The organism is Streptomyces venezuelae (assembly GCF_008642315.1).
Taxonomy (GTDB): Bacteria; Actinomycetota; Actinomycetes; order Streptomycetales; family Streptomycetaceae; genus Streptomyces; species Streptomyces venezuelae_D.
The window spans coordinates 219,303-231,363 of the sequence record NZ_CP029192.1; the positions used below are offsets into that span (position 1 = coordinate 219,303).

Annotated in this window: 13 protein-coding genes; 10 read left to right on the forward strand and 3 right to left on the reverse strand. The window is 70.4% G+C overall.

Translation table 11 applies throughout. The features are described from left to right. Window positions 1-169: 169 nt before the first annotated feature. A complete protein-coding gene (locus DEJ48_RS39555; RefSeq protein WP_157869117.1) occupies window positions 170-343 on the reverse strand; it encodes a hypothetical protein in 174 nt (57 codons plus the stop codon). Window positions 344-518: 175 nt separating this feature from the next. Between DEJ48_RS39555 and DEJ48_RS00970 the strand changes: the two genes are divergently transcribed. The 3 genes from DEJ48_RS00970 (at window position 519) to thrS (ending at window position 3,248) form a co-directional block, all read left to right on the forward strand. After that, window positions 519-1,523 carry an aminoglycoside phosphotransferase family protein gene (locus tag DEJ48_RS00970; protein WP_150213556.1) on the forward strand — a complete coding sequence of 335 codons (1,005 nt, stop codon included), beginning with the start codon at window positions 519-521 and terminating at the stop codon, window positions 1,521-1,523. A 77-nt stretch (window positions 1,524-1,600) separates the two neighbouring features. Beyond that, on the forward strand, window positions 1,601-1,792 hold the full coding sequence (locus tag DEJ48_RS00975) for a DUF4236 domain-containing protein (protein WP_150175295.1): 192 nt from the start codon (window positions 1,601-1,603) through the stop codon (window positions 1,790-1,792). Window positions 1,793-1,979: 187 nt separating this feature from the next. Further along, window positions 1,980-3,248: a threonine--tRNA ligase gene (gene thrS, locus DEJ48_RS00980; RefSeq protein ID WP_223831823.1), complete on the forward strand. Its 1,269-nt coding sequence runs from the start codon at window positions 1,980-1,982 to the stop codon at window positions 3,246-3,248. 34 nt (window positions 3,249-3,282) lie between these two features. Here the strand turns inward: thrS and DEJ48_RS00985 are convergent, their stop codons facing one another. Next, window positions 3,283-3,897, reverse strand: coding sequence for a LysE/ArgO family amino acid transporter (locus tag DEJ48_RS00985; RefSeq protein WP_150213558.1), 615 nt, complete (start codon window positions 3,895-3,897; stop codon window positions 3,283-3,285). A 70-nt stretch (window positions 3,898-3,967) separates the two neighbouring features. Between DEJ48_RS00985 and DEJ48_RS00990 the strand changes: the two genes are divergently transcribed. The 7 genes from DEJ48_RS00990 (at window position 3,968) to DEJ48_RS01020 (ending at window position 10,022) form a co-directional block, all read left to right on the forward strand. Continuing rightward, entirely contained in the window at window positions 3,968-4,954 is a 987-nt protein-coding gene (locus tag DEJ48_RS00990; RefSeq protein WP_150213560.1) for a LysR family transcriptional regulator ArgP, read from the forward strand. A 76-nt stretch (window positions 4,955-5,030) separates the two neighbouring features. Next, window positions 5,031-5,297, forward strand: coding sequence for a hypothetical protein (locus DEJ48_RS00995; protein ID WP_150213562.1), 267 nt, complete (start codon window positions 5,031-5,033; stop codon window positions 5,295-5,297). Window positions 5,298-5,503: 206 nt separating this feature from the next. Further along, window positions 5,504-6,310 (forward strand): hypothetical protein, encoded by an 807-nt coding sequence (locus tag DEJ48_RS01000; RefSeq protein ID WP_150213564.1) that lies wholly within the window; start codon window positions 5,504-5,506, stop codon window positions 6,308-6,310. After that, window positions 6,307-7,635, forward strand: coding sequence for an APC family permease (locus DEJ48_RS01005; RefSeq protein WP_150213565.1), 1,329 nt, complete (start codon window positions 6,307-6,309; stop codon window positions 7,633-7,635). The genes DEJ48_RS01000 and DEJ48_RS01005 overlap by 4 nt, the downstream gene beginning before the upstream one ends. After that, window positions 7,632-8,618, forward strand: coding sequence for an ornithine carbamoyltransferase (locus DEJ48_RS01010; protein WP_150213567.1), 987 nt, complete (start codon window positions 7,632-7,634; stop codon window positions 8,616-8,618). Before DEJ48_RS01005 ends, DEJ48_RS01010 begins: the two co-directional genes overlap by 4 nt. Continuing rightward, on the forward strand, window positions 8,615-9,379 hold the full coding sequence (locus DEJ48_RS01015) for an SDR family NAD(P)-dependent oxidoreductase (RefSeq protein WP_150213569.1): 765 nt from the start codon (window positions 8,615-8,617) through the stop codon (window positions 9,377-9,379). The genes DEJ48_RS01010 and DEJ48_RS01015 overlap by 4 nt, the downstream gene beginning before the upstream one ends. Window positions 9,380-9,779: 400 nt before the next feature. Further along, a complete protein-coding gene (locus tag DEJ48_RS01020; protein ID WP_150213571.1) occupies window positions 9,780-10,022 on the forward strand; it encodes a hypothetical protein in 243 nt (80 codons plus the stop codon). A gap of 193 nt (window positions 10,023-10,215) precedes the next feature. On the opposite strand, the gene DEJ48_RS01025 is transcribed toward DEJ48_RS01020, so the two are convergent. Then, window positions 10,216-11,145 carry a serine protease gene (locus DEJ48_RS01025; RefSeq protein ID WP_150213573.1) on the reverse strand — a complete coding sequence of 310 codons (930 nt, stop codon included), beginning with the start codon at window positions 11,143-11,145 and terminating at the stop codon, window positions 10,216-10,218. Window positions 11,146-12,061 lie beyond the last annotated feature (916 nt).

The following is a 12,061-nucleotide window of genomic DNA, read 5'->3' on the forward strand; positions in this document are numbered from 1 at the left end:
CCGATCGGCAGGCACCGACGCGAACGGCGGCCGAGACGTCCGAAGTGTGTGTGCTAGGTGTTCGAGACGTTGGGGACGAACCGCCGGAGCATCCGGTCGCGGGAGGGCCCCCGAGTGCCCGTCCCCGCGCTCGCGCTCCCGCACTCCCGCGCCTCCGCGCCGCCGCCCGCTAGGACGTGGGCGCCGCGGGCGTACCGGCCCGGGCGGGCGTGCTGAAGTCCAACAGGTCCTCGGCCGTCTGCTGGGTCTCCTCCGCAGCCTTGCGGGCCGTGGCGACGACGTCGCCGTGTTCCTGGATGAGCGTGTGGTAGATCGGCGCCTGGGTGGCGTCATTGGCCGGCATGACCTGCGGCTCCTTGTTCGGTGACGGGTTGAACTGGTCGGCCGTGGGCGGCCGACCCGCGACCTTACGCGAACTCGGTCCCCCGGTGGGACCCGACCCCGATCATGAGACGGCTGCTTGTGACCACCTTCACACGCGAGGGGCGGTCGGGGCCGGTGAAGCCTAGGGTGACCGTGTGCGCGAGGAGAGCATCGTGGTGTCGCCCGTCGTGCGGCGCCGGGCCGAGCTGCTCGGAGCGGCCGGTGAGGAGTGGCTGGCGGGGCTGCCCGCGCTCGTCGCCGACCTCGCGCGCCGGTGGTCCGTGACGGTCGGGGCGCCGTTCCGTGCGGGAGCGGGCGGTTACGTGGCGCGGGCCCGCGCCGAGGACGGCACGGCCCTGGTCCTCAAGCTGGCGCTGCCCGAGCCCGGGAGCGCGGGGCAGATCGCCACCCTCCTGCGCGCCGGAGGACGCGGCTACGTACGCGTGCTCGACCACGACGCCGACCGCTTCGCGCTGCTCATGGAGCACCTCGGCGCACCGCTGTCGGAGCTCGCGCTCCCGCCCGAGCGGCAGATCGCCGTCCTGTGCGCGACGCTGCGCCGGGTCTGGCAGGTCCCGCGCTCCCCCGATCTGCTCACGGAGGCCGCCGACGAGGACAAGGCCACCGGTCTCGCCGTGCTCGTCGAGCGCTTGTGGAGGGACCTGGACCGTCCGTGCTCCGTCGCCGCGTACGACAGGGCCATGACGTACGCCGAGCGCCGCGCCAGCGCCCACCGCGCGTCCCGGGCCGTGGTCGTCCACGGCGACCCGCACCCGGGCAACCTGCTCAGGCTTCCCGCTTCGGGGACGCCGCGAGCGGGGGCGGAGAGCGGCTTCGTCTTCGTCGACCCCGACGGCTTCCTCGCGGACCCCGCGTACGACCTGGGTGTCGTCCTCCGCGACTGGTGCGCCGAGCTTCTGTCCGGCGACGCGCGACGGCTGGCCCGCCGCTACTGCGCGCTGCTGGCCGAGGAGAGCGGGGCCGACGCCACGGCCGTCTGGGAGTGGGGCTACCTCGAACGCGTCTCGACGGCGCTCTACCTCCTCGCCCACGGCGCGGAGGCGCCGAGCCGCCCGTACTTCGCGACGGCGGAGATCCTCGCGGACGTAGACGTAGACGGAGACGGAGACGGAGACGGAGACGGAGACGTGGGCGCGTAGCGGGCGTGAGGGACTGGCGCATTCGGGTACCCGGAGCACTCGCAGACGGATTCGCCCACGGGCCCAAGGAGGCGTCCATGCCACTCACCTTCCGCAAGAGTCTCCGGATCCTTCCCGGGGTGCGCCTGAACATCAACAAGCGCTCGTGGTCCCTGACCACGGGCGGCAGGCACGGCCCCCGGCGCACCCACAGCAGCACCGGCCGCCGCACGACATCGATGGACCTGCCCGGCCCGTTCGGCTGGCGCCGCACCACGAAGCGTCGATGACGAAAAAGCACGTGCCGTGGCGGATCGCCCTCTGTTACGGTCCCCGACATGAACAAGCGCGCTGCGATGACGACGACGCCGGAGAGTGTCCCGGCGCGCTGACCGATGTCTCAGTCCGAAGCCCCGGGGCGAGTGCCCCGGGGCTTCGGCTTGTGGTCACTCGCCTCACGTCCGCGAGGAGACCCCCATGAACACCGCCATGAGAGACCGCGCCGCCGGCCACGACCACCGCAGACTCGGCCGTGAGCTGGGCCTGTTCGGCACCGATCCGCTGATCGGCGCGGGACTGCCGTACTGGCTGCCGGACGGAGCCGCCGTGCGGCACGCCCTGGAGGAGTACATCCGCGACGCCGAGCGGCGCGCCGGCTACCGGCACGTGTACTCGCCCGTGCTCGGAAAGCGGGAGCTGTACGAGATCTCAGGGCACTGGTCGCACTACAGCGACGACATGTTCCCGCCGATGCAGCTGGGCGGCGAGGAAGTGGTGCTGCGGCCGAGCCTCTGTCCGCACCACGCGGTGATGTACCGCTCCCGTTCCCACAGTTACCGCGAGCTGCCGCTGCGCATGGCCGAGACCGGCGGCATGTACCGCGCCGAACTCTCCGGTGTGCTCGGCGGGTTGAACCGCGTCCGCGCCATCCATCTCAACGACGCCCACGTCTTCTGCACCTTGGACCAGGTCGCCGACGAGGCGCGGGCCGCCCTGGAAATGATCCGTCGCGCATACGACGCGCTCGGCATCCGGCCCGCCCGCTTCCGGCTGTCCCTGCCGGGCCCCGGCGGCAAGTACGTCGCCGATCCCGAGAAGTGGCGGCGGTCCACCGCCCTGCTCACCGAAGTGCTGGACGGCTCCGGGCTGTCGTACGAGGCCGCCGAGGGCGAGGCGGCGTTCTACGGTTCGAAGATCGACGTGCAGGTCGTGGACGCGGCGGGCCGTGAGTCCACCCTCTCCACCGTCCAGGTCGACTTCCACCAGCCCGAGCGGTTCGATCTGCACTACATCGGCGCGGACGGCGCCAAGCACCGCCCGGTGATGGTCCACCGCAGCATCATCGGCAGCGTCGAGAGAGCGGTCGCGCATCTCGTCGAACGGCACGGCGGCGCTTTCCCCGCCTGGCTCGCGCCCGTCCAGCTGGCGGTCCTGCCGGTGTCCGAGGCCCAACTGCCGGGTGCTGAGGATCTGTTGCGGCGGTGCGCCGAGGTCGGTCTGCGGGCCGAGCTCGCCGGCCCCGAGCTCGGCAGTCTGGGCGCGCGCGTCCGGGCCGCCCGCCTCGTGCCCTATCAGGTCGTGATCGGCGCCAAGGAGGACGCCGAAGGCCTGGTCGCGCTCCGGCTGCGCGACGGTCGGCGCATCGACGCGATGCCGGCCGCCGACGCCCTCGCCCGGATCGGCGAACTCGTCGGGGCACACCGCACCGAGCTGTGGGACGGCGGGGACAGCGGGGACGGCGAGTAACCGGGCCGCGGGCGAGCGGGCGAGCGGGCGAGAGTCAGAATGCGCCGATGACCAGCGTGAGCCCCATGACCGTCATCGTCGCGGCGATCAGGAAGTCCAGCGCGCGCCAGGAGGCGGGCCGCGCGAAGAAGCCGCTGAGCAGCCGCGCGCCGTACCCGAGCGCGGCGAACCAGCAGACGCTGCCGAGCATCGCGCCCGCCCCGAAGGCCCAGCGGAGCGCGTCGTGTCCCGCGGCGACCGAGCCGAGGAGGAGGACGGTGTCGAGGTAGACGTGCGGGTTGAGCCAGGTCATGGCCAGGCAGGCGAGCAGGGCGCCGCGCCGTGACCCGGCCGTCGCGCCCGTCGCCGTCATGGCGGTGGGGCGCAGGGCACGGCGTGCGGCGAGCACGGCGTACGAGAGGAGGAAGCCTCCGCCTATCAGGCCGACGAGGGTCAGCGCGGGCGGCCAGGCCGTGACCACCGTGCCGACTCCGGCCACGCCCGCCGCGATCAGCACCATGTCGGAGAGCGCGCAGATGGTGACCACGCTGAGCACCGACTGGCGTCGGATGCCCTGGCGCAGGACGAAGGCGTTCTGTGATCCGATGGCGACGATGAGCGAGAGCCCGGTGCCGAATCCGGCGGCCGCGGCGGTCAGTGCTGTTCCCATGGCGTCGACGTTAAGGATCTTTGGCGCCCTAAGTACAGGTAAAGATTCTGATGTAGCTTAAGTAATCGTGATGTCAGAGCCAGCTGGTGCGGAGCGGTCGTCGGCGAGCCCGAAACTGCAGGTGACGAGCCCGAAACTGCAGCCGGGCGCGCTGTCCGAGCTGCCTCTGGACCACGTGCGGACGCTGCTCGCCGTCGTCGACGAGGGCACCTTCGACGCCGCCGCGGCCGTGCTGCACGTCACGCCCCCTGCGGTCAGCCAGCGCGTGAAGGCGCTGGAGCGCCGGACCGGCCGCGTCCTCCTGATGCGGACGAAGCCGGTGCGGCCCACCGAGTCGGGGCAGGTCGTGGTGCGGTTCGCGCGGCAGCTGGCCCGCCTGGAGCGCGACGCGCGGGCCGAGCTCGGCATGAGCGACGCGGGCGAGACCGCCGTGCTCCCGGTCGCGGTGAACGCCGACTCGCTCGCCACGTGGTTCCTGTCCGCGCTGGCCCGGGTCCCGGACGAGCCGCGGATCTGTTTCGAGCTGCGCCGCGAGGACGAGGACCACACGACGTCGCTGCTGCGGGAGGGCTCGGTGATGGCGGCGGTCACGTCGTCGCCGGACGCGGTGTCGGGTTGTACGGTGCGGCGGCTCGGCCGGATGCGGTATCTGCCGGTCGCCTCGCCCGAGTTCGTGGCGCGGCGGCTCGGCGACTGGCCGCGCGTGCCGCTCGGGGACGTCCTCGCGGACGCTCCTGTGATCTTCTTCGACCGCCGCGACTGTCTGCAGGACGACTTCGCGCGCAAGGTGACGGGCGGGCGCGGGGCGAGCCCGCTGCGGCACTACGTCCCCTCGTCGCGCGGGTTCGTCGAGGCGATCGAGGCCGGCCTCGGCTGGGGTGTGGTGCCGCGGGAGCAGGCGGAGCCGCTGTTGCGCGCGGGCACGCTGGTCCTGCTCGATGCCGAGCGGGTGGTGGACGTACCGCTGTTCTGGCAGCAGTGGAAGCTGGACTCCCCGGCGCTCGCCGCGCTGGCGGACGCGGTGATGACCACCGCCGCGACGGCCCTGGACCAGTGACCCCGGAACCACCGGACCGGCGACTCGGGGCGAACAGAACGTGCGGCACTCGCCAGTCCTGTCTAGCGTCACTGGCATGAACACTGATCCGCAGAGTTACGAGCTGCTGCTGGTGCCCGAGTTCACCGAGGGCGACGGAACGGCGGAGGGCGGCACCGCCGGGGCGCTGCGTTCGGCGCTCGTGGTGGCCACCGGCAGGACCGGCGCCTCCGGCTATCCGCGGTACGTGGGCGACGGCATGGAGGCCGACATCGACCCGGAGACCCGGGCCGTCGAGGCGGTGCTCGTCGACGGGGCCGAACTGGATTACGGCCTATCGGTACGGGTCGCCCCCGCGGGGTGACGAACAGCAGGACCGGCAGGGTGACAAGAGGACGCGTCGCGTCAAGAATTCCGCCGCAACTAATTATGCGGATTTCCGCAACACAAATCATTCATGCTGGCTTGAACGCATCGCTTTCCGGGGGACCCACAGGTTGAACGGGTAGGCTTCGGTTTCCAAAAGACCGACATGAGTATTCCTCCTGCCGACCACGTGGGGAGCTGGTCATGCGACCGGGCGAGCGGATCGGGGGCCTCGTTCAGTCCCTCTCGGAACACCTCGTCAGCAATGTCGAGGAACATCTGCTGGAGGGCGCGCGCCGCGCTTTTCTGCAGAACGGATTCACGAAATTACCCTTCTTGGTGCCCGACCGGGTCAAGTCGTCGGTCGCGGACGAAATAGAGAATCTCGTCGCCGAACACGGCGTGCGGCGCGGGATGAGTTTCAAGGAAACCGGCGGCACGCCGCGACAGATGCGCAATGTGCGCCATCGGGAGATCAGCGAGCACGGGACCGTGATCCCGCACGTGTATGCGTCCACCGATCTGCTCGATGCGCTGGGGAGGGTCGCCGGTGAGCCGGTGCTCCCGTGCCCCTACGAGCCGGAGCGGTACGTGATCACCGAGCTGGAGCAGTCCGGCGACACGCACGGGTGGCACTGGGACGACTACAGCTTCGCGCTCGTATGGGTGGTCGCCTGTCCGCCCGCCGAGCACGGCGGGTTCGTGCAGTGCGTGCCCCGCACGTACTGGAACAAGCAGGATCCGCAGCTGCACCGCCAGTTCATCTCGCAGCCCATCCACTCCTTCGAACTGCGGCCCGGCGACCTCTACTTGATGCGGACCGACACCACCCTGCACCGCGTCTACCCGCTCACCAGCGGGCGGCGCCTCATCATCAACATGGGGTACGCGTCCCGCGCCGACCTGCACAAGCCGATCAGCCACGAGACCATGGACGGGCTCTGGAACGGCTCCCGCGAGGACCAGACTGAGCGGATGGACCACACAGATCAGGCGGAGCAGACCGTATGACCCCAGTGGAGGGGGCCACGGCGGCAGCGCCCGGGCCCCCTCGACTGGTCAGACAGTTGGGCACATCGGGGCTCGTCGCGCACTACGTCACCTCGGTGATGGGCGCGGGCGTGCTGTTGATCCCCGCCCTCGCCTGGGCGGAGGCCGGGCCGCTGTCCCTCGTCGCGTGGGGGGTGCTGATCCTCTACAGCTATCCCTTCGCGCTCGTCTTCGCGAAGCTGTCCGTGCGGCATCCCACGAGCAAGGGCGTCGCGCAGTTCGTGGAAGCGGCGTTCGGCGCGAGGGCGGGCCGGATCGCCGCCGTATTCCTGCTCCTCACGCTGCTCGCGGGCAATCCGGTGCTTGGGCTCGCGGCCGGCCGCTATCTGCTCGCGGCGGTCGATCCCGCGGCGTCGAACCGGGCGTCGCTCCTCGCGGGCGCCGCCGTCATCGTGTTCTGCGTCGCGCTCAACCTGTGGGGAATCAGGGTGAGTACCCGCGCTCAGATGGTGGTGCTCGGTTCCGTGGTACTGCTCCTGGCCGTCGTCATCGTCCTGGCCCTGCCCGAGGGGGACTACGGACGCCTCACCCCGTTCGCCCCGCACGGCTGGAGCTCCCTCGGCAGTACGGTGCTCATCTGCTTCTTCGGATTCATCGGCTGGGAGAACGCGGCCCCGGTCGCCGAGGAGGTGCGGGACCCCGAACGCACCTTTCCCCAAGGGATTCTCTACGCCGTCAGTTGCGTGGGACTTCTGTATTTCGCCATGGCGTTCACCGTCTCCGTGGCCCTGCCCGAGGCCACCGCGGGCCAGTCCGATCTGACGGCGTTCGTCAGGCTCCTCCAGGTCGCCACGGGCTCGGGGCTGGAGAGCACCGGCTACCTCGTCGCGGGCGTCCTGCTGCTGCTCACCACCAACGCCTGGTGCCTGGGCACCTCGCGCGTCGTCTTCGCCCTCGCCCGGGACGGCATCCTGCCGGTCCGGCTCAGCCGGCTCTCCCGGCACGGCAGGGTCCCCGCACGCGCGGTCCTCGCACTCCTGCCCGGCTACGCCGTGTCGGTGCTGCTGCTCCTGGCCACCGACTCCAGCGAGACGACGCTGATCAAAGCATCGTCGGCCACCTACCTGCTCATCTTCCTCATGGCCTTCCTCGCCGCCGCCCGGCTCCTGCCCCCGGGCGGCACCTCCCGGCTGAACCTGCTGCTCATCGCGACGACCGTCGTGATACTGCCGTTCTTCGGCGTCAGTGTCGTCATCGCCCTGGCGATGCTGCTCCTCTCCGTCGTCGCCGAGCGCCGGCTGCGCAAGCGCGTCCCCCCGTCCACCGACTCAGGAGTACTCACGTGACCGCGCGACACATCCTGCGGATACAGGACCTCTCAGCCAAGGAAATGTGCTCCCTGCTCGACCTCGCCGAAGCGATGAAGCGCGGCGACGACACGAGCGCCCATCTGGCGGGCCGCTGCATAGGCCTGCTCTTCAACGTGCCGTCCACCAGGACCCGGGTCTCGTTCCAGGTCGCGGCCTCCCAACTCGGCGCCGACAGCTACCCGTACGGGGTCGAGGAGCTGCGGCTCGCCAACCGCGAGTCGATCGAGGACACCATCGGCGTCCTCAACCGCTACCTCGACGCCCTCGTGGTGCGCTGGTACGACATGAACGACTACGGCGCCGGGCACCGCAGGCTGCGCGCGATGGCCGAGCAGGCCACGATCCCCGTCATCAACGCGCTCGACGACGAGGAGCACCCCTGCCAGGTCCTCGCCGACCTCATGACGCTGCGCGAACTGTACGGCGGGGAGGTTCCGGCCCGACGGGTCGTGTACGCCTGGTCGTACTCCCCGCGGCAGAAGACCCCCGGCGTCCTGCACTCCTCCATGATGGCCGCGGCCCTCCTCGGCCACCGCGTCACCGTCGCCCATCCGCCCGGCTTCGCCCCCGAGGAGCGCGTGACCCGCGCCGCACGTGACGCCGCCGCCCGCACCGGCGCGAGCATCGAGCTCACCCACGACCTGGAGGACGCCGTCCGCGGCTGCGCCGCCGTGTACACCCTCAGCTGGAAGTCCCCCACCCTCGCGGGCCAGGAGGAGATCCAGGCGCGGACGCGGCTCGCGGACCGGTGGCGGATCACCGAACCGCTGATGCGGCTGGCCGGGGACGAGGCCGTGTTCCTCGACTGCATGCCCACCAACCGGGGCGAGGAGGTCGACGCCGACGTGAAGGACGGACCGCGGTCACGGATCTTCCAGCAGGCGGAGAACCGCCTGCACACGCAGAAGGCCCTGCTGACCCAGCTGTTCGACGGAACACTCACGGGCGGCGGACGATGAGGGCGTCACGGTCCGGCACCCGGGTGGCGCTGGTCACCGGCGGCGGCGGAGGCATCGGCAGCGCCGTCGCGCGACGGCTCGCCGACGAGGGCGCCGCCGTCGCGGTCGTCGACCGGGACGACGCGGCGGAGACCGTGGCCCGCGGCATCCGCGCCGACGGCGGGCGCGCCGAGGCGTTCCTGTGCGACGTCTCCGACGAGGAGGCGGTGCCGGCCCTCGTGAAGGACGTCGTGGGGCGGCTCGGCGACATCACCGACGCGTGCTGCGTGGCGGGGAGCATCCGGCGCGGTACGGTGCGGGACCTGTCCCTGGAGGACTGGCACGGGTCGTTCGCGGACAACGTGGACTCGGTGTTCCTCGTCTGCCGGGCGGTGCTCCCGCTGATGGAGCGGGCGGGCCGCGGCAGCATCGTGACGGTGGCCTCCGGGTGGGGGCTGCGCGCCGGGGAGAAGGCGGCCGCGTACTGCACGGCGAAGGCCGGTGTGGTGATGCTGACGCAGGCGATGGCACTGGACCACAGCCCCGGGGGTGTCCGGGTCAACTGCGTCGCCCCCGGTGACACGCGCACGCCCATGCTCGCCCGAGAGGCGCGCCAGCTGGGCCAGTCGGACGCCGATTTCCTCGCGGAGGCCGCCAACCGGCCGCTGGGCCGCATCGGCACGCCCGAGGACATAGCTGCCGCTGTCGCGTTCCTCGCCGGTCCCGACGCCGACTTCGTCACGGGGAGCGTGCTCTCGGTCGATGGCGGGGGGAGCGTCTGAGCCTGTTCCTCACGGTCGGCGGCTACGTTGGGGCCAGCAGCGCACTCGGGCGGTGTCACCGTCACCGCCGTTGCCGCCGGGCGGAGGCTGGGTCAGGTCGTGCTGTGCACGGAAGGAGCCCGCTGCGGCTGCCTCGCGGACGTATGCGGTGAACTCGCGCGGGGCGCCGCCCAGTACGCCCTGAACGCCCGGTGGCGGATGCGGCCTCCCCCGTGTTCCCGATCGTGCCGACTGGCCACGCCTGGGCCCCGTTGTGGCTTCCCGGAGTAGGGCACGCCGCGCTACGTACAGAGCTACCGTTTTCGCCCACCCGAATATTCGAATGCATGTTCCCCTCTGGGAGGTAGTCTTACGACTAGCGCCCCACCAGGCGGCTCCCATCCCAGGTCAGGAGAACTCCATGTCGTACGGCACCCCTGAAGAGTCTGGCGTCCGCACCTACACCGCACGCGCGGTCAGCAAGCAACAGATCGGTGAGTACCGGCTGACCGTGACCTGCCGCGCCGAGACCGACAACATGATGGCACCCGAAGTCGAGGTGCTTTTCCAGAAGTTCATGGACACCCTCAGCGCCTCGCCGGACTTCACCGTCACCGCACAGCGCACTACCGAGTTCGCCGAGAACATCACGGCGACCACCTGACGCTCCCCGCCCAACGCCCCGGCGGCTTCGCCGGGGCGTTCGCCGGTCCCCTACCTTCCGTACCCCGCGGGTGCGGAAGGCGGGCACGGGTGAGTTCCGACCTCGGACAGCGCGGGAGCAGGCTCTCGGATTGTTCGGGTTCGGGAGCCCTCACTCATGTGCGGTCGCCGGACGACCTCAGCGAGCGGACCTGCTAATTCTTCGCATCGACGGACGAGCGGTGCTTCTCCGCCAGGGCGGGCTTGGGCAGGGTGCAGCCGGGGCGGTTCAGGTCGATCTTGTTCCCGGCGCCGACGCAGGGAACGATGATGTAGGTCTGCTGGGCGTAGCCGATGTTGGGCCGGACGGTGACCTTGCCGTTCTCGTCGACCTCGCACGGGTTGTTGTCTGTGCAGCGCTGGCCGCTCTCATTGATGGTGTTGTTGACGGCGACGACCTTGCCGGTGGCGTCGTCGATCACCGGCGATCCCGAGGTGCCGCCGATGACCTGGCAGGGCTGGGTGTAGCGGAGCGAGTCCTTCCAGGTCCACTGGCCTTCCTTCAGGCGGTACGCGAAACCGTCCGTGTTGCACCGGTACATCCGCTTCCAGTAGCCGGAGGCGACCGTGATGGCCCGGCCCGTCTGCGGGTGCGCGGCGTCCAGGTCGAGGGCCTTGATGCCGTAGCGGCTCTCGATGTCGCTGTAGGTGCTGGTCAGTTCGTACACAGAGACGTCGGTGTCGGTCATCGTGCCGTACGCGATCTTGCTGGCGCGAACGGTGCCGAGGCTGCCGCCACCGGCGTTCAGGAGCGTGAAGCTGCGGCTCGACGCCCGGTTGACGATGACCTGACCGGCGCTGGGGAAACCTGTCTCCAGGCAGTGGCCGTTGGAGAGCACGAGCGCCTTGTCCGTGGGCTGCGAGCTGGGCACGCGCACCACGGAGCCCGAGCAGTTGCTCAGTGCCACGGTACCGGCGAAGGTCACAGCCTTCGTCTTCACCTTCGCCTGGGTCACCGCGGCGGGTTGCGCCGCGGCCGTGCCTTTGTCGGACACCGGCGCGCCGTTGGTCACGGCGGACGCGGGTATCGCCGTCGCGCCGAGGAGCAGCGCGGTGCAGACGGCACCGACGAGAGGCTTGTTCATGTGGGGTTCCCCTCTGATGACTGTGTGACCGAAGGTCCTTCGGTTTTGTCATGTGCATTTTTGGGGCAACCCATCGCAGGAGCAAGACCGCATGCGGTCAAGCACACTCGACGACCCACTCCGGTGTCGGCAGCCGGGCTCACCGACCGCGGAGCCGCTCGGTTTCACGCCACTCCTCGTCCGCGATCCATTCCCGGGTGCGCTCCAGGTCGCGGAGTTGCACGCTGACGGACGGGGCGATCTCAAGAACCCAGCTGTCCCTCGACAGCCGATCTTCACCGTTTGCCAAGTGATCTTTACCGTGGGCCGCTAGTGGCGAAGTTTCCAGATCAGAGGCGTGATCAATTGAATCGCCACGGCCGCGCCACCCATAGCCGGTTTCCGCCAGGGGGACGCCAGGGCTCCAAGGCCCGATGATGGACTGCGAACCCCTCTGGTTTCGACAGAGGCCGCACAGCAGAGTGGCCGGGGTTCTGGTTGCCTCCAGAACCCCGGCCGGTGCGGGCGTTGAGACGGGGCCGGCCGATCACGTTCCGGTCGGGCCCGTTTCACGCGGGCTCGACTTTCCGTCCGGGCGTCTCATTCGACCGTGCTCAGCGCACGATCTCTCCCACACATCCTGCAACCGCGGAGACCGCACCGAGCACGGCAATGATCACCTGGGCTCGGACGGATGGGGCGAGCCGTATCCGCTGGTCCGACCGCTTCTTCCGGTTGTGCATGTTCACCCCCTCCCTCAAGACGGGGCGCGCCCAGCATGCGCACTGGGCGTCCGGGTCTATCTGACCCCGGACTCTTGGTGGCAGACCATGTGGCGCACCCTGGCGAACTGTGGCGAATAGTCGATGGATCGCGCCGCCGTCCAGCTCCTCGCCGAGCCGCCGCGACGGCAACACCTTCGATTGCCAGCCGGGCT